Source organism: uncultured Parasphingorhabdus sp. (assembly GCF_963975735.1).
Classification (GTDB): Bacteria; Pseudomonadota; Alphaproteobacteria; order Sphingomonadales; family Sphingomonadaceae; genus Parasphingorhabdus.
Genome location: NZ_CAXBIA010000010.1, coordinates 96,149 through 114,018, shown reverse-complemented (window position 1 = coordinate 114,018; position 17,870 = coordinate 96,149). Strand labels below are relative to the sequence as shown.

Below are 17,870 nucleotides of genomic sequence, written 5' to 3'. Positions count from 1 at the left end.
GCCTTCAACCCTTCAATGGCACAACGCGCAAGGCGGCCTACAGCTCTCGCTTACTCTGAAGCCGCGTCAATCCTCCTTGAATCACAACCTCAAATCTGTGCCATAGGCGCTGACGGCGCGCACCCGGCTTGCCGCGCTACGATCTTCAGTGATTCCGGTTTGATGGAGACTGCTCGAGACCGGCCGCGCCAATGATCAGGTGCCGTTTACTCGCAAGGCGATAGCATGGGGGATGGTGGCGTCATCGATCGTTGGCGGCAGACTAAAAGGTTCGTGATCGACGATCTTGCGCAGAAGGTTGCGGAGAATCTTTCCAGATCGGGTCTTCGGTAACTGATCGACCACATACACGGTCTTCAATGTCGCGACTGCGCCCAGTTCGGCGCGCACGGCCTCGATGACAAGTTCGGCAATCGCGAGTTCATCCGCTGTGCCTGCTCGCGCCGTTACGAATGCAACAGGAACCATGCCCTTGACCAAATCCTTCGCACCGACCAACGCGCATTCGGAAACATCGGCAAGGCGTGCCACAATCTCTTCCATCTGTCCGGTTGAAAGGCGGTGACCTGCGACATTGATGATGTCATCGGTCCGGCCCATGATATGAAGAAAACCGGCGCTGTCGCGATAGCCGGAATCGCCCGTTTCGTAATAGCCCGGGAAACTGGCGAAGTTTTTCCGATAGGCAGCCTCGTTGTTCCACAGCGTCCGGAAGGCACCAGGCGGCAGGGGCGTCCGAATAACGACGTTGCCGCTTTCGCCTTCGTCTACCGCGCGCCCATCGTCGTCGAGGATAGCAAATTCGTAGCCTGGCACCGCTAGCCCCGCGCTGCCCGGCTTGCGCCGCAAATCGCCCATCGCGAAACATGAGGCGATGGCAGGCCAGCCCAGTTCGGTCTGCCACCAGTGATCGATCACCGGCAGCCCGCTTTCCCGTTCAAGCCAGTCAATGGTTGCAGGATCGGCGCGTTCACCGGCAAGGAAGATAGCGCGGCAATCGCCCGTGCCGATCTCCTTCAGGAACTTTGCTTCGGGATCTTCCTTGCGGATTGCCCGGATCGCAGTGGGTGCGGTGAAAAAGGTCTTGACCTTGTTGCGTGTAATCGTCCGCCAGAAGGTGCCCGCATCGGGCGTGCCAACCGGTTTTCCCTCGAATAGAACGGAGGTTCCGCCGACCAGCAAGGGCCCATAGACGATATAACTGTGGCCCACGACCCAGCCAACGTCCGATGCAGCCCAGAAGGCGTCGCCCGAGCTTATGCCATAGATATTCGTCAGGGACCACGAAAGCGCGACAGCATGACCCCCATTGTCGCGCACGACACCCTTGGGAGTTCCGGTGGTTCCCGAGGTGTAGAGGATATAGAGCGGGTCCGTCGAAGCGAGCGGCAAACAGGCTGGCATTGCATCGCTTGCGGTGCGGCTGCGGAGTTCCTGCCAGTCAATGTCTCGGTCATGGCCAAGGTCGGCCGCCAGGCCCTCGCGCTGCAGAAGGACGACATGTTCGACGCCATGCAACGAAAGTTCAACCGCCTCATCGACCAAAGGTTTGTAGGCAATGACCCTCGCCCCCTCGATCCCGCACGAGGCGGTCAGGATTACTTTGGGTTCCGCATCATCAATCCGCTTGGCTAGTTCCGGTGCGGCGAATCCGCCGAAAACTACGGAATGGATCGCACCCAGACGCGCACAAGCCAGCATCGCTAAGGCCGTCTCGGGCACCATCGGCATGAAGAGGACGACTCGGTCGCCCTTCGACACACCCAGGCTGGCAAGCATCGCCGCCACTCGCCCTGTTTCGTCCCGCAGTTGTGAATAGGTGTAGCTGCGATAAGCGCCTGTCGCGGGGCTGTCGTAGGTCAGTGCAACTGCGTCGCCGCGGCCGGCCAGGACATGCCTGTCCACGCAGTTGTGGCAGGTGTTGAGAATCCCGTCAGAAAACCAGCCCTTGTCTTCGTCATAGGCCAGCCGGGGCTCGGAAAACCAGTCGATCGCCTGCGCGGCGTTCGCCCAGAAGCCTTCAGGGTCTTCGGCAGCGTGACGAAAAGCATCGGCATAGGACTGATTGTGTTGTTTTTTGGTCATGGCTTCAAGCGTCCTGGGTTGCGGATTCGGAGGGTCGCGGGGTTATCGACGTGAAATGGCGATCGCAGCGATGATCATGATCGCGCCCACAAAATGATATGAAGATAGATATTCACCAAGGAGCGGTATGGCAAGTCCGACCCCGAACACCGTCGGCAAGTTCATATAGACCCCTGCGCGAACCGATCCGATCAGCACTACCGAACGGTTGAACAGGCCATAGGCGGCAAGCGAGGGAAATATCCCGACATACAGAACGGCAGCCACCACTTCGGCCGGCGGCAACGACAGGCCCTTGCTGGCCAGCATGGTGAAGTAGGGTATTGCCAGCGATGCTGCGCCGATCGCGAAAAGGACGGCGAGCAAGGTAAGGTGATGTACGGCCGGCACCTTGCGCAGGAAGGTGGCGTAGGCCGAATAAAGGAATACAGCTGTCACGGCGAGCAAATCCCCGCGGTTGAGTGCGCTCCATTGCAGGGCGAACGGATGCCCTTTAGTCACGATCCATATGACCCCTACAAATGACAATCCAGCGCTGAGCACAAGAAGTGGCCGCAACCGCTCCCCAAACACAACCGCTGGTATCACGATCGTCATTATCGGCATGATGGCTTGCAGCATCAGACTGTTGGTCGCAGTAGTGTACTGAAGCGCCGAATAGACGAGATAGCTGAACAGCCCCACACCAAAAAGACCGAGCAGCACGAGCCCCAGCCAGGACTCGCGCAGGGCCTGGCTGTCGGCCTTGATATATCGCCAGGCGAAAGGCAGCAAGAACAGGAAAGCAACCACCCATCTCCAGAATGCAAGCGACAGGGGAGAGATCAGGTCGCGCGCTGCCCGGCCGACAATCGGGTTCAACGCCCAGAAGAAGGACGCCAGGCAAAGCAGCAGGGTGGGCGAGTTCCAGATCGCTGGCCCCGCACCGCGCCAGCCGGCGAGATGCCTAACAAACGCGTTCAAAATCCTGCGCCTTGTGGGACAAAAGCTGCTTGCAGAACAGTTCTTTTTTGCATATGGTGCATCACGTTGCCTATAATGACTGGGCCTAATTGGTGCAAGCCAAATGAGCTTTACGGAGAGAATTATGACCGGAGACCCCCGCCTTGTCGACACAATCGAATCGAGTCAGTCGCGCGAGATTTTCTGGGATAAGGACGTGTACGATCTTGAGCTGGAGCGGATTTTTGGGCGCACGTGGCTATTTCTGGGCCACGAGTCGCTCCTCCCCAAGCCCGGCGATTTCATCACCACCTATATGGCCGAAGACAAGGTCGTCCTGTCGCATCAGCCCGATGGATCATTCCGGGCGTTCATCAATTCGTGCACCCACCGCGGCAACCAGATTTGCCATGCCGACAGCGGCAATGCCAAGGCCTTCGTCTGCAACTACCACGGCTGGGTATATGGGCAGGACGGTAGCCTCGTTGATGTCCCTCTCGAATCGCGGTGCTACCACGACCAGCTCGACAAATCGCGGCTAGCCGCTAAACCCGTCCGGGTGGAGACCTACAAGGGTTTCATTTTCGGCTGCTGCGATTCTGAAGCGCCATGCCTAGAAGGATATCTGGGGGAATTCCGCTGGTACCTTGACACGATTTGGGAGGGCGCCGGAGGCGGGCTGGAATTGCAGGGACCGCCAATGAAGAGCCTTTTGGCTTGCAACTGGAAAGTGCCGACTGAAAATTTCGTCGGCGACGCCTACCACGTAGGCTGGACCCACGCCGCTGCCTTGGCCGGAATCGGCGGCGAACTTGCCGGTCTGGCGGGTAACCGCGCTGACATGCCCTTCGAAGATTTCGGCCTCCAGTTCACGACCCGGCACGGGCACGGCTTCGGAGTAATAAACAACGCGGCAGCGGCAATCCACGTCAAACGAGAAGGCTGGGCAAAGTACCTTGCCGAAACTCGGGCTGAAGTGGGCCGAAAGTTTGGGCCTGAGCGTGAGAACCTTTACGTCGGCCATTGGAATTGCTCGATCTTCCCGAACTGCTCGTTCCTATATGGCACCAATACGTTCAAGGTCTGGCATCCACGCGGGCCACACGAGATTGAGGTATGGACCTACACGATGGTGCCACGCGACGTCGACCCCGAAACCAAGAGAAGTATCCAGCGTGAAGCCAGTCGGAGTTTCGGGACTGCCGGGACGTTGGAAAGCGACGATGGCGAGAATATGTCGTCGGCGACCCATGTCAACCGCGGAAACATCACCCGCGATGGTCGAATGGACTCCAGCATGGGTGCTGGCTTCGAAGGGCCGCACCCGGTCTATCCGGGGATAGTTGGATCCAGTTTCATCGGCGAAACATCCTATCGCGGTTTCTATCGTTTCTGGAAGGAGATGCTGGATGCGCCCGATTGGACGGCGGTGAAGGCAAACGACGACACATGGGATTTGGTTTTCCCCAATCGCGAATATTGGACCGATAGGCTCGCTGCGGCCGAGTAGTAGATAAATTTCTACACGAAACGTACCGAAAACCGGAGAATTTATGTCAGTTAAGCAGATTTCAGTAGGACCGGAAGTGCAGTTCGCTATCGAGGCGCATTACCGAGCCGAAGTCCGATTGTGGCAAACCGGACAATACCGCGAGTGGCTCAAGGATATGATCGCGGAGGACATCCATTACTGGATGCCAATCTACGAACAGCGCTTTCTCCGCGATCGGCGCTCCGACCCCACTCCCGACGACGCCGCTATTTATAATGACGATTACGGCGAACTCGATCAGCGGGTTGAGCGGCTCTATACTGGTACCGTGTGGATGGAGGATCCTCCCTCCAAAATAAGGTATTTTATCGGCAACGTTGAAGCTTTCGATGCGGGCAAGGACGAATTCGACGTTTATTCAAACCTGCTCGTTTATCGTAACCGCCGCCAGCTTGAGACGACCGTGCACACGCTGGGTCGCGAAGACAGTTTGCGCCGGGTTGGCGATGGTTTCAAGGTGTTCCGGCGCAAGCTCCTGCTCGATGCCAGGGTAACGCAAGATAAGAACCTGTATTTTTTCTGTTAAGCGAGCGCCCGAGAGCGCAATAAAGGGAGACTCAATATGCAAGCCTATGCCGCGATCATTGAAAGCCAGGGCGGGAAATTTGTCCTTGATAACGTAGATATCGAAGAGCCCCGTGACAATGAAGTACTCGTAAAGATAGCTGCGGCCGGGATGTGCCACACCGATCTTACCGTCCGCGACCAATATTATCCGACGCCACTTCCCGTCGTGCTAGGCCATGAAGGTTCGGGCGTTATCGAAAAGGTCGGGCGCGGCGTCACCACAGTCAAGCCTGGCGACAAGGTGGTGTTGTCATTCAGCTATTGCGGAACCTGCCCATCGTGCCGGAAGGGCCACCAAGCCTATTGCCCGAGCCTCTTCCCACTCAATTTCATGGGTCGCAGACTCGACGGATCGACTCCGATCAGGCGCAACGGAGAAGAGATGAATGCATGCTTCTTCGGACAGTCCTCATTCGCGACCTACTCGATCGCAACTGAAAACAACTGCGTCAAGGTCGCCGACGACGCGCAGATAGAACTTCTCGGTCCGCTGGGCTGTGGCATTCAAACCGGCGCGGGCACCGTCCTCAATGCACTGCAGCCTGCCCCGGGCTCGTCGATCGCGATCTTCGGCGTCGGCTCAGTTGGTCTCAGCGCGGTGATGGCTGCAAAGGCTTCCGGTTGCCTCAAAATTATCGCAGTCGATCGCAATCCAACGCGTCTCAACCTGGCCCGTGAACTTGGTGCGACCGATATTATTGATGCCATTAGCACCAATGCCCAAGAAACGATCATTGCCCTAACGGGGGGCGGCGCGGACTATGCGATAGATACCACCGCCATTCCTCAAGTTCTGCGCAGCGCGGTAGACAGTACACATACCATGGGGGAAACAGCCGTAGTCGGCGGGGCATCGTTGGGTACCGAATTCTCGCTTGACATGAACAATATACTTTTCGGCCGCAAATTACGCGGCGTTGTTGAGGGTTCGAGCACTCCGCAAGTCTTCATCCCGCAACTGATTGCGATGCGCGAGGCCGGCCTGTTTCCGTTCGAACGGCTCTGCACGTTCTACGATTTCGACCAGATCAATCAGGCCGTCGAGGACACGGAAGTTTCCGGTAACGCAATCAAGGCCATTCTCAAGATGTAATGCCGCAAAGGGTGCTCCCTGATCGGCTTAACCCCAGTTAGAATGTTACGCCAAGCGGCCCTATAGAAAAGCCGATCATCAGGCAGGCACTTGAAAGGGCGAAGGGCAGGAAATTCACTTGTGGTTCGCCCTGAGTGGCTTCTGCTGAAACCCGCCGGTCTATTTCCAGTTTGTGCCATATATTCTGAAGGCAAACGGAGCAGATCGTCCCGTTTGCTTCCTACTTCACGGCTGACGCGACGGGGATCGCCATATTGAGTAGGGAGTGCAACAGGATGGGCGGAAAACCAAAAGCAACAAAGACATGATTGCGAAAGATGGGACGCCCCAAGGGTGGCCGCCAAGTAGACCGGACGGAGCCCAAACCATAACTGGACTTCCGGCACCTCGTCGTCTCTGGGCAGCACTTTCGATTTGGTGCGCTATATTTCTAACCATAATGGACGTATCGATCGCGAGCGTTGCGCTCCCATTTATCTCCAAGGGCCTGGAAGTAACTGCGGCAAAATCGGTGTGGGCTATAAATGCCTTTCAGATTGCCATAGTGATGGCACTTTTGCCAATGGCCAAGGCCAGTGAAATCCTCGGCTACAAAAAGGTCTATCTGGCAGGAATCGTACTTTTCATGCTTGCAGCCTCTGGAAGTATCTTAGCCACCAACCTTCCAGTTCTCGCAATATCGCGCTTCGTCCAGGGAATTGGCGCGGCGGCGGTAATGGTGGTCAGCGGGGCATTGGTTCGGACAATCTATCCCCCCGAATTCATCCCGCGTGGAATTGGCTACAATACCATAGCCGTTTCGATTGCCTCGGCCGCAGGACCGGCGGTTGGCGCACTTGTTTTGTCATTGGCAAGTTGGCATGCTGTTTTTGCCGTGGGCCTTCCGTTCGGGCTGCTTTCACTTGCGCTCGGGATTTGGGCAATTCCCTCGACGGCGTCGGCTAGACAACCTTTCGAACACTCTTCGGCGCTACTGTCCGCCGTGGGTTTTGCCGCGATCTTCCTGGCTCTTAACGACTTTGCCCAGAATACCATCTCAGGCTGGACGTTGTTTGAAGTCTGTGTCGCGGTTCCAGCCATTTTTCTCCTCGGAAAACGCACCTCCACCAGCCAAGATTCGATAGTGCCTCTAGATTTGCTAAAGCTCCGTTCGTTGCGTAAAGCCTATGCAATGTCGGCAGCAGCCTACGCCGCGATGATATTGATCACATTGTCATTTCCCTTCATTCTCCAGCAGCGGTTTCAATTCGAGCCAGACGCGATCGGCCTGCTGATGGTCCCCTTGCCGCTTGGTATCATGATCGCCGCCTTCGTCTCCGGCCGACTGGTTAATCGCTATCCATCAGCCTGGCTGTGCGGTGCGGGGCTAATTCTACTCGCAGGCGGAGCAATCTTGCTTTCGTTAATACAGCCGGGCGTCTCAACTTTCCTGATAGCTTTGGCTGCGGCAATTTGCGGTATCGGTTTTGGAATTTTCCAGGTTCCCAACAACTATAGCATGCTGGCAACCGCGCCCCACTCGCGTTCGGGAGCTGCATCGGCAATGCTATCGTTGTCACGGTTGATCGGTCAGACGCTCGGTGCCTTGATGGCCGCACTATTATTCCGCAAGATCGGCGCGCAGAGTGATGCGCCAATCGTGGCAGCGGCCATGATTGCGATGATGGTGGCAAGCGCAACCCTGTTGCAAAGAGGTCGGAATCGATCCGTTACGGGCGATACATAATTAAACATTTCTGAGCAGTCTGCGAGCGGTGGATCACTCCCCACTAAGCAAACGGCCGGATGGTGATCTTGCGTACGCCGAGCTTTTGACGGACGGGAAGAAAATTCTTCGCCGTCAAAAAGCCTGCCCTTCATTTCTCTAAAATTGCCTGCGCCGCCAGACAGGCAATCGGCACGCGGAATGGCGAAGCACTGACATATTCGAGCCCAACCTACTCACAGAACGCGATCGAAGCCGGATTACCGCCGTGCTTTCCGCAGATGCCCAGCTTGATATCGGCAAGTGTCGCTCGCCCGCGTTGAACAGCAAGCCTCGTTCCAAAACAACGACCACCCGGCGGCAAGCCTAAGCTTCTGGGCATAAGCAGGCGGGGTAACATCTATTTGCGAACATTGTTTATCCACGGTGCGCGAGCTGCTGTACCGTGGCTGGCGAAGAGCGAGACCCAATTGGGCTTTTGGTTGCGCGAGCTGCTTGCCCGGTCTCACCGCAACTCTGCAGTTGTAGCGCTAGCCAACAAACTAGTGCGTATCGCGTGGGCAACCTTGCGTCACCAAGAAACATATCGGAATGTGCCCGCCAAATCTGCGGCATTAATAAAAAGGAGTTACAATCTATCGAGAGATACGCTTTTGCGAGTGGAAAGTGAGATGGCCGAACGATTGATCGGCGGACCGGACACCTGGTCAAAAAAATGGCTTCTCGAAGCCGACAAGCTTATGAGGACCGGGCCGCGCGAATATCCCTCTTGGCGACGATCAGATGATCGATATGCCGCATACGTTTACGCAGACCGTGCGATTGCTATCAAAAAATCTACTCTTGCAAAGAGGCGGGCCATACGTTTTTTGAGTAGGCGCATTTCGAGCATCTGTTCGGTAACCACTTCTTTCAGATCACGGGCTTCCTTACGAAGATCACGGACCTCATCGCTATTGGCAGCGCGTGCCGTATCGCCAGCGAGCCTGCGCTTGCCCTTCGGTTCTCGCCATGCCCCCGGCATGGCGGCGCTGCCTCAGTCCATGAAGTCCTTCGACCATTTGTAGTATACGCCCTGCGCGCTACCCTCACGGCGGCATAGCTCTGCAATGCTATCTTCGCCGCGCAGGCCCTCCAGCACGATCCGGATTTTCTCTTCCGCGCTATACTGTTTGCGCGTTGCTCTGCGGATATCTTTCCCCACCCGCTCCGCGGGGGCTTTTGAGTGTTTTGCTTTCATTTCCGTTCCTTACAGTCACCGCAATGAAACCAAAACACTCACTTATGGCCACCTCGAACAATGGCGATTATCGGTTAGCAAAGCGGTTGCTTGAACCGCTTGCCGGGCCAGAAGCCCGATCATTTGTGGATTGATCAGTGCTATTTTGGGTTGATATAGTCTTTCTGGTTGGCCGCCGGTATCAGATGGCGACGATTGCCGCTCTTTCCAGCACCACCAGACGCCGCCTGTTGTAAGCCAGGTTCTGCATCCCGATCTTTGTCGTAGCCCGCACGATGCCGATGGTGCGGACGAACTTGCCTCCCATGCTGGTGGGCTGGGTGCCAAACACATGCTCGACCCGTGCGCGGACTTTTGAGCGGGTCTTGTTAGCTGCGTCCTGACGCGGGTCAAGCGGCTTGCCCCGATTGCCGCGCCGGTGGATGTGGCTCTTCATCGCGCGGTCGGCAAGCATCTTTTCACTCTCTTTGCTGCGGTAGGCGCTGTCGGCCCACACGCCGCTGGCGGTATTATCAGGGTCAAGCACATCCTCCAGTCTCTGGCTGTCATGCACCGAGGCTGTGCTGATAACGTAGCGCCGCACCAGCTTGTACTTCCGGTCGATGCTGATGTGGTTCTTGTAGCCGAAGTGACACTGCCCATGCTTCTTCGTCCAGCGCGCGTCCTTGTCTTTTTGGCGATTTTTGGCGGGGTGGGCCTCCCATTCCGGCGGCGTCTCCCCGGCTTTGACCTGTGCATTATCGTCGCGCGAGTTGCGCTGGCGCGGCGCAGGCACGATGGTGGCATCAATAATCTGGCCGCCCATCGCCAGATAGCCTTGATCCTTGAGATAAGCATCAAACAAGCGAAACAGCTTATCCACCGCCTTCGCTTTGCCCAGCGCCTCGCGGTACAGCCACAAGGTCTTGGCATCGGGCACTGCCTCCTCCAGACCAAGCCCTACGAACCGCATGAACGAAAGCCGGTCGCGCAATTGATACTCCATCTGGTCATCTGACAGATTATACAGCGCCTGAAGCACTAATATCTTGAAAATCAGCACCTCGTCCCACGGCTTGCGTCCCGCCGCGCTCTTGCGGTCCCTATCCGCCTTGCGTAGCCCGCCTTTGACAAGTGCGCGCTGAAGCTTCCCCCGGAATAGCGCAAAGGGAACCGCCGCTGCTATCGCCACTAACGGATCACCCGCCGCGTCCAGGCCTTCATAACGGCGGCTCAAATCAAAAAATCCCGGTTGGCTCATGATGCAAAATCCCTCGCTGTCTCAGCATCCTTGAATCGAAATTTGATCGCGGGGGCAAGAGGCTACTGTTCGAGGTGGCCTTATGTAATTAACACAGCTGCATCAATATGTTTTCAATGTTTTAACAAAACGCTTGTTCGCGGCGAAATATTCCTTTGGGTCAGCATTGCGGATCCGTTTGATTGGTGTTTCGACTGTTCCAATACTTTCGATTTCAACCCGAACGACCTCCCCTCTACTGTTCAGGTCACCTCTAGAAAGCGGGTCGCATTGAGCATCAGGATGCAGAGCGGTACCCATCGAAATTATGTCCCCTGCTTCGAGAGTTGAATGCATACTTATCCAATGGATTACTTCTGATACGGAATAGTGCAGATTTTTAGTATTATCATCGGCAATAATATCTTCGTCGATCCATGCCTTTACGTAAAGATTGTGAGGATCGTCAATTTCATCTTTGCTGACGATGTACGGCCCCATCGGTGCAAAACCATCTGCATTTTTATAGCGACCCGGATAAAGGAGATGTTCTTCAACTGGCACATATGCGAAGTCGGCTTTCGGCATTGGATAACGAACGAGATATACGTCCTCCATTCGCATAGTAGCCGAAGTCACATCATTTATTACAGTGTAGCCAAAGACATGGTTCATGGCGTTCTCAATGGCAATATATCGACCGCGCTTACCGATTATTACACCGAGTTCAGGTTCGGCATGCGTGAGTCCGTATTGTGCGTGCAATTCCAAAATCGCGCCGCTACCGGCGAGCGCCGAATTGATTTTCGGAAAGTAAACCGGGAAATCCGGTCGATGAACTAGTATTTCATCTAGTACGACGTTGTTGAGGGCAATGAATAGCATTTTCGATGGATCTGGTATCGGAGGTGCCCATTTTGCTTGCGCAGCAGAAATTGTACGCAATTTTTTTCTCGACAACGCTTTTTTAACGTTCTCAATCGCGGCGTCACCTCCTTCAATTAACTCGCGAATTGAGGCCCACGGTCCTAAATCTGACAGACGGACCAGCTGATTTTGCTGAATTCCCACTGTACCAACTGTGTCGCCGTCTTCAATAATCGTTGCAAATTTCATGACTCGTTATTTCCTGAAAAGTTGAAATGGGTTGACGTTTTATCCGTTACTCGCTCGTCAATTTGTTGATCTTAGATTACCGAAATTGTGTCAAACTTGACGTGACCCCAACGTTCATCCAGTTGCGATTAGAGTCTCGGCATCGTTATTGCGCGACTGCGCGGGTGAAGCAAGGGGCTGCGTAGCGTAGCCTCCGGCTATGCGGAGCGAAGCAGCCCCTTGCTTTTCAACTCCGGCAGCGAACGCTGCCGGAGTTGCGTATCCCAACGATGAGTGTGGCCGCTGGTTATTGTAATCATCGATCCATGCAGCGATCTTTTCACGGGCGTGATCAAGGCTCATGAACAGCGTCTCGTTCAATAACTCGTCACGCATCCGCCCGTTAAAGCTCTCCACGAACGCATTATCCGTCGGCTTGCCAGGCGTCGTGTAATGCCACTCAAGCCTTGCATCCCCGCACCATGCCAGCACCGCATTGGAGGTGAGTTCCGTGCCATAGCACATTGGGAAGCGGCTTTTGTAAAGGCCGCATTGCCTTGATGAAGGCAAGGGCGCGTAGCGTCCGCAGGCTTCATCAAGGCAGCCACAATCGGCCAGTGGGTCTCTAAAGTGAAGTTACCGACTCAACACTTTGGAGGCTGACCGATCATGACCAACCGTAATTCTACTCCCGCCGATGCTGTACTGGTAGCCATAGATATGTCCAAGCATCGCCAAGAGATATTGCTCGAGCGCCCGGAGGGCGGAAGACGCAGGCGCATGACCGTGATGGCGAGCAAGGTAGACTACGACCGGTTGACCAATGATCTGGCTGCGATTGGTCGCCGATTGTTGTCGGCTTTGAAGCCACTGGCAACTATCACCGGACGCTGGCTCACCGGCTGCTGACTGCAGGTTTCGAGCTACGCCTGATCTCATCGGTCGCGTTGGCGCGGACGCGTGAGGCGCTCCACAATGGCTGGGACAAGAACGATTCCAAAGATGCCCAGGTGATCTTGCATATGCTGCAGATCGGCGCGACCCAGCGCTATGTTGATCCGCTAGCAGCGGGCATCAATGACCTGCAGGAGATGTCGAAGACCCATGAGGCCGTCGGGCATGTTCCGGGGGCGCACTAAGCTTTCCAAGTATGGCAATGCTCGTCTGCGCCGTACGTTCTGGATGGCAGCACAGGTTGCTGGGCTTCTTTATGGGCCTTCTCGATCTCCGTATTGAAATATATATTTAAATCAACAGGTTAACGCATAAATTCGAGTCCTCTTCTTATTCAATGCGTCTGTTTTACGAGATATCTCTTGAATTTGGTTCACTCGCATTGACTCGATAATGTGGGCCTGAGTGTGGGTCTAAGTATCACATCAACTTTTTTTGTGATTTTTTATCAGGATATTATTTAGGAAGTATTCCGGACTCCGTCTCCGCCATTCATTTTTCGTTTTAATCTAAAAAGCTAGATGGGCGGCGCGTCTGGTGACGCGATGTTTCTTCCGGGTTGGCCAAATATACCACGGTGCACGTCTGCGAGGCTATGTGTGAGGATATTGCGCGGGCGTACTAATTCAGTGCCCGAGCGGTAATGCCGTCTTGTAGATGATTGGCCGCAGGGCAAAGCTGGTGGTGACTTGCGCTACACCACCGATCATCGTCAGCTTGTTGCGCAGAAAATGCTCGAAGGCATTCAGCGATTCCACCATTACCCGCAGCTGGTAATCAGCATCTCCGCTCATCAGATAGCATTCCATTACTTCCGGAAAATCGGCAATTGCTGTTTCGAAGGCTCGCAGGTGCCGGTCATCCTGCTGGTCGAGGCGAACCCGCACAAAGGCAGAAACCGAAAGGCCGATGGCTTGCGGGTCAACCAGTGCCACATAGCCAGAGATCATGCCCCGGGATTCAAGCTGACGAACCCGGCGCAGGCATGGACTAGGCGATAGTCCGATTTTTTCTGCCAGATCGCTGTTTGTCATACGGCCATCGGTCTGCAGGGCGTCCAATATCCGTCTGTCAAATTCATCCAGTTCAGTATTTGACATAATCTGCCTTAATGCATGATAATATAGTAAATTATGCCAATTTATTAAGATATGGCGCAACCAGTAGCAATAACATGTTGGCTGGAAAGATCTATAAGCGACAGCCCAGATCCGGAGATTCAAAAATGGTGAAAACGGCGCAGCCTTCTAACGCGGAAACCATAAATGTGCTGGAAACGCTCGAAGCGCGTTTGCGCTGGCTTTCCTCCTGGACGGTGCATAACGCCAATCACATCCGGCCCAAACGCGATGGTTTGAAGGTTGGCGGGCATCAGGCGAGCTGCTCTTCGATGACGGCAATCATGGCGGCGCTCTATTTCCATGCGTTGCGGCCCCAGGACAAGGTCGCGGTCAAGCCACATGCGGGGCCCGTGCTGCACGCGATTCACTATATGCTCGGCAACCAGTCGCGCGAAAATCTGATCAACTTCCGTAGCCTTGGCGGTGTCCAGAGCTACCCCTCGCGCACCAAGGATAGCATTCCTGTTGATTTTTCAACCGGCTCTGTCGGTCTGGGCGTTGCCGTCACCGCTTTCTCTAGTCTGGTGCAGGACTATCTCATCGCACACGGGCAGGTGAAAAACGAAGACGCGGGCAGAATGATCGCGCTGATGGGCGATGCGGAGCTGGATGAAGGCAATATCTATGAGTGCCTGATCGAAGGCTATAAACATAATATCCGCAATTGCTGGTGGATTGTGGACTATAACCGCCAGTCGCTCGACAGCACCACCGCCGACCGGATGTTCCGGCGCTTCGACGATATATTCGAGACATGTGGCTGGCGGGTGATCACGCTTAAATATGGCAAGTTGCAGCAGGCGGCGTTCAGGAAACCGGGTGGCAAGGCGCTCGAGGAATGGATCGACAATTGTCCGAACGCCGATTTTGCCGTGCTGACCTACAAAGGCGGAGAGGCATGGCGCGAGCGGTTGCTCGCAGACATCGGCGGCAAGGCGAACGTAACGAAGCTCATCGCCGGCTATGATGATGACCAGCTTGCTGCGCTGATGACTAATCTGGGCGGGCATTGCATGGCCAGTCTGACCGAGGCCTTTGATGCTGCGGATGACGAACTGCCGACCATGTTCATCGCTTATACGGTGAAGGGCTTTGGTCTGCCATTGGCAGGACATAAGGATAATCACTCCGGCATGATGAACCCGCCGCAGATTCACTGTCTGCGGGACCGGATGGGCATATCCGAGGGCGATGAATGGGAGCCCTATGCCGGACTTGGTGACAATATGGCCGCCGAACTCAAGGCCTTCATGGAAAATAGCGCCTTTGCCCGAACCCCGCCGGAGGGCGAGGCGGAAGCTGTTCCGGTACCAGCGCGTTTTTCCATTCCCGACGGGGATGAACAATCCACGCAGGCCGCGTTCGGTCGGATATTGTTTGACCTTGCCAAATCCGATGAGGAAATCGGCAACCGGATTGTGACCACAGCGCCCGATGTGACGCAGACCACAAATCTTGGCGCCTTTGTAAACCAGCGCGGCCTGTTCCGCCGTCAGGAAGTGGCCGATGTGTTCCGGCAGGCAAAAATCCCCTCTGCGCAGAAATGGGCCGCCCATGCGGCTGGCCAGCATATCGAGCTGGGTATCGCGGAGAATAACTTCTTTCTCATGCTGACATCGCTGGGGCTTTCCGCGCCGCATTTCGGCACACGGTTGCTGCCGGTCGGGACGGTCTATGATCCATTTATCGCCCGCGGTCTCGATGCGCTCAACTATGGCTGTTATCAGGATGCACGTTTCCTGCTGGTCGGAACGCCGTCTGGTCTGACGCTGGCCGGCGAAGGCGGCGCGCACCAGTCTATCAACACGCCGCTTATCGGCATGGGACAGCCCAATCTCGACTATTTCGAACCGGCGTGGGCGGACGAGGTGGCGCTGATGATGCGTCATGCTTTCGACCATATGCAGAGGCCGGATGGCAGTTCTGTCTATCTGCGGCTGAGTACACGATCCGTCCCGCAGATTAAACGCAACAGCGATGCCTGGGAGGCCGATGCTTTAAAGGGCGGCTACTGGCTGCGTCAACCCGGCCCGGAGGCTGAGGCCGCCATTGTCTTCACCGGTGCCATTGCTCCCGAAGCGTTGGAAGCATGGGAAAGCCTGTCGGAAGACATGCCGGGACTGGGGCTTCTCAATGTAACCTCGCCCGACTTGCTGCACCGCGGATGGTCCGCGCGCTGTGCTTGTCGCTGGAATGGTGCGCAAACGGACATTGCGCCTTCCCATGCCGAACATCTGCTGTCGGCACTGGCTCCCGGTGCCGGTCTGGTCACAATATTGGACGGCTCGCCGGGCGCCTTGTCCTGGCTGGGCGGAGTCAAGGGCATGCGGGTTAGTCCGCTCGGCACCGACCGCTTTGGCCAGACCGGGGATCTGCTCGACCTTTACCGCGAATACCGGCTCGATGCAGAGGCTATCGTTGATGCGGCCGCTGAACTGTTTCTGGAGAATTGAGATGGCGATTGAACTTGAAATGCCTGCATTGTCATCGACCATGGAGAAAGGCACGCTGGCAAAATGGCTCGTCGCAATAGGCGATGCGGTCAAATCAGGCGATGTGATTGCGGAGATTGAAACCGACAAGGCGACGATGGAATTTGAAGCGGTTGATGAGGGACGTATCGCCTCGCTTCTGATCGCGGAAGGCACTGACGATGTTCCTGTCGGCACGATTATCGCAACCATGGCCGAAGACGGCGAAGCAGTCGCTGCGGTGCCGGTCGTGACGGCGGCCAAGTCTCCGGTTGATGCTGAAGCTCCGGTGGAAGAGCAGAGACGGCCACCTCCAACCACTCCAGAACCAGCTCCAGCTCCCGTTGCAGATCCGCTACGGGGACCAGCTATTGCTGGGCACGGCGATAATCGGGCCGCTAATGCAACCCCGCTCGCTCGGCGCATCGCCAGTTTCAAGGGGCTTTCGCTCAGCGATCTCAAGGGATCGGGGCCGCGTGGCAAGATCGTCAAAGCCGACCTTGGCTTGCCGTCATTGTTGTCGCCTCCATCCACAGTCATCATGAACGGCCGATAGAGACATTCTAGCATAGATAGTTTAGCAAATATTAGCCTTAATCGGTTAGCGGGTAAGCCATGAAAAATAGTCCAATATCCAAACCGAAGGTTGTCACGATTTTTGGTACAAGGCCAGAGGCCATCAAGCTATTCCCGGTAATCCGGGCGCTATCCGAACGCGATAAATTGCAAACCATCAGCTGTGTGACAGCTCAGCATAGGGAAATGCTGGATCAGGTGTTGGAAATCGCTGATATTCAACCGGACTATGATCTTGACCTTATGCGCGCCAACCAGAGCCTCGACGAACTGACCGGCCGTCTCCTGACTGGCATCGGCCAAATCCTTGACGATATCAAACCTCAAAGGGTGGTGGTGCAGGGTGACACTGCCACTGCGATGTGCGGGGCGCTGGCCGCTTATTATCGGCAGATTCCGGTCAGCCATGTTGAAGCTGGTCTTCGTAGTTACAATATTTATCATCCATGGCCAGAAGAGGTGAACCGGAAAATTATCGGAACGATCGCTGATCAGCATTTTGCGCCGACGGAGACCTCCGCTGGTGCATTGCGTAAAGAAAACGTCGCCGATGAACAGATCAGCGTCACCGGCAACACCGTCATTGATGCATTGTTGATAACGACAGAAAAGAACCGGACCGGCCAACCCGTAAATAGAGATCTGCAGAATTTGTTCGACAAATTCTCCGACAGGAAAATTATCGGAGTTACCAGTCATAGGCGCGAGAATTTTGGTGACGGTTTGACAAATATCGCATCTGCCCTTCGCGAGATCGCCCGCCGCAATGACGTTGCACTGATTTTTCCGGTGCATCTTAATCCCAATGTGCGCGCGATCATGAACGATGCTCTGGGAGGTCTCGACAATGTTGCGATGATCGAACCGCTGGATTATCCCAATTTTGTTGCCCTGCTGGATAGCTGCACCCTGATGCTCACCGATAGCGGCGGCGTGCAGGAGGAAGCGCCGGCGCTAGGAAAGCCGGTATTGGTTATGCGCGACACTACCGAACGGCCGGAAGGCATAGAGGCAGGCACAGCCAAATTGGTGGGGACCGACCCAGATGTGATCATCAAAGAGACCAGCAAGCTGCTCGACGATAAAAGATATTACGATTCAATGGCAAAAGCCCATAATCCCTTTGGGGATGGGCTCGCAAGTCAGCGGATTGCCGCCATTATCGAGCAAAGTCTGATATCCTAAAACGCATATTGGAAAAACTTTTCGGATTGCCCCCCATTACCGAAATATTTACGATGTTCTACTAT

Annotated in this window: 12 protein-coding genes and 4 pseudogenes; 9 read left to right on the top strand and 7 right to left on the bottom strand. The window is 55.4% G+C overall.

What is annotated here, in order from left to right; all coding sequences use genetic code 11:
* Window positions 1–195: 195 nt before the first annotated feature.
* Window positions 196–2,085, bottom strand: a complete 1,890-nt coding sequence (locus AACZ86_RS11820) for an AMP-binding protein (protein ID WP_339692807.1) — start codon at window positions 2,083–2,085, stop codon at window positions 196–198.
* 42 nt (window positions 2,086–2,127) lie between these two features.
* Entirely contained in the window at window positions 2,128–3,048 is a 921-nt protein-coding gene (locus AACZ86_RS11815) for a DMT family transporter (protein WP_339692805.1), read from the bottom strand.
* Window positions 3,049–3,172: 124 nt separating this feature from the next.
* Here AACZ86_RS11815 and AACZ86_RS11810 point away from each other — a divergent pair, with 124 nt between their 5' ends.
* The 5 genes and pseudogenes from AACZ86_RS11810 to AACZ86_RS11790 all read left to right on the top strand — a co-directional run.
* Window positions 3,173–4,537 (top strand): aromatic ring-hydroxylating dioxygenase subunit alpha, encoded by a 1,365-nt coding sequence (locus AACZ86_RS11810; protein ID WP_339692803.1) that lies wholly within the window; start codon window positions 3,173–3,175, stop codon window positions 4,535–4,537.
* A 43-nt stretch (window positions 4,538–4,580) separates the two neighbouring features.
* Entirely contained in the window at window positions 4,581–5,105 is a 525-nt protein-coding gene (locus tag AACZ86_RS11805; protein ID WP_339692801.1) for an aromatic-ring-hydroxylating dioxygenase subunit beta, read from the top strand.
* A 36-nt stretch (window positions 5,106–5,141) separates the two neighbouring features.
* On the top strand, window positions 5,142–6,239 hold the full coding sequence (locus tag AACZ86_RS11800) for an NAD(P)-dependent alcohol dehydrogenase (protein ID WP_339692799.1): 1,098 nt from the start codon (window positions 5,142–5,144) through the stop codon (window positions 6,237–6,239).
* 304 nt (window positions 6,240–6,543) lie between these two features.
* On the top strand, window positions 6,544–7,965 hold the full coding sequence (locus AACZ86_RS11795; protein ID WP_339692820.1) for an MFS transporter: 1,422 nt from the start codon (window positions 6,544–6,546) through the stop codon (window positions 7,963–7,965).
* A gap of 278 nt (window positions 7,966–8,243) precedes the next feature.
* Window positions 8,244–8,519 (top strand): annotated as a pseudogene (locus AACZ86_RS11790) (transposase); the annotation flags it as partial.
* Window positions 8,520–8,806: 287 nt separating this feature from the next.
* Here AACZ86_RS11790 and AACZ86_RS11785 read toward each other — a convergent pair.
* The 4 genes and pseudogenes from AACZ86_RS11785 to AACZ86_RS11770 form a co-directional block, all read right to left on the bottom strand.
* Window positions 8,807–9,184 (bottom strand): annotated as a pseudogene (locus tag AACZ86_RS11785) (transposase); the annotation flags it as partial.
* A gap of 181 nt (window positions 9,185–9,365) precedes the next feature.
* Window positions 9,366–10,424 carry an IS5 family transposase gene (locus tag AACZ86_RS11780; protein ID WP_339692798.1) on the bottom strand — a complete coding sequence of 353 codons (1,059 nt, stop codon included), beginning with the start codon at window positions 10,422–10,424 and terminating at the stop codon, window positions 9,366–9,368.
* A gap of 102 nt (window positions 10,425–10,526) precedes the next feature.
* Window positions 10,527–11,519: a fumarylacetoacetate hydrolase family protein gene (locus tag AACZ86_RS11775; protein ID WP_339692797.1), complete on the bottom strand. Its 993-nt coding sequence runs from the start codon at window positions 11,517–11,519 to the stop codon at window positions 10,527–10,529.
* A 114-nt stretch (window positions 11,520–11,633) separates the two neighbouring features.
* Window positions 11,634–12,014, bottom strand: a pseudogene (locus AACZ86_RS11770) (transposase); the annotation flags it as partial.
* 153 nt (window positions 12,015–12,167) lie between these two features.
* Here AACZ86_RS11770 and AACZ86_RS11765 point away from each other — a divergent pair.
* A pseudogene (locus AACZ86_RS11765) lies at window positions 12,168–12,613 on the top strand (transposase); the annotation flags it as partial.
* A 465-nt stretch (window positions 12,614–13,078) separates the two neighbouring features.
* On the opposite strand, the gene AACZ86_RS11760 reads toward AACZ86_RS11765, so the two are convergent.
* Entirely contained in the window at window positions 13,079–13,552 is a 474-nt protein-coding gene (locus AACZ86_RS11760; RefSeq protein WP_339692795.1) for an Lrp/AsnC family transcriptional regulator, read from the bottom strand.
* A 125-nt stretch (window positions 13,553–13,677) separates the two neighbouring features.
* On the opposite strand from AACZ86_RS11760, the gene AACZ86_RS11755 reads away from it, so the two are divergent.
* Genes AACZ86_RS11755 through wecB form a run of 3 tightly spaced genes read left to right on the top strand, consistent with a single transcriptional unit; the run spans window position 13,678 to window position 17,805 of the window.
* Window positions 13,678–16,026, top strand: a complete 2,349-nt coding sequence (locus AACZ86_RS11755) for a transketolase (RefSeq protein WP_339692793.1) — start codon at window positions 13,678–13,680, stop codon at window positions 16,024–16,026.
* 1 nt (window position 16,027) lies between these two features.
* Window positions 16,028–16,600: a biotin/lipoyl-containing protein gene (locus tag AACZ86_RS11750; RefSeq protein ID WP_339692792.1), complete on the top strand. Its 573-nt coding sequence runs from the start codon at window positions 16,028–16,030 to the stop codon at window positions 16,598–16,600.
* A 59-nt stretch (window positions 16,601–16,659) separates the two neighbouring features.
* Entirely contained in the window at window positions 16,660–17,805 is a 1,146-nt protein-coding gene (wecB, locus tag AACZ86_RS11745) for a UDP-N-acetylglucosamine 2-epimerase (non-hydrolyzing) (protein WP_339692790.1), read from the top strand.
* Window positions 17,806–17,870: the final 65 nt, after the last annotated feature.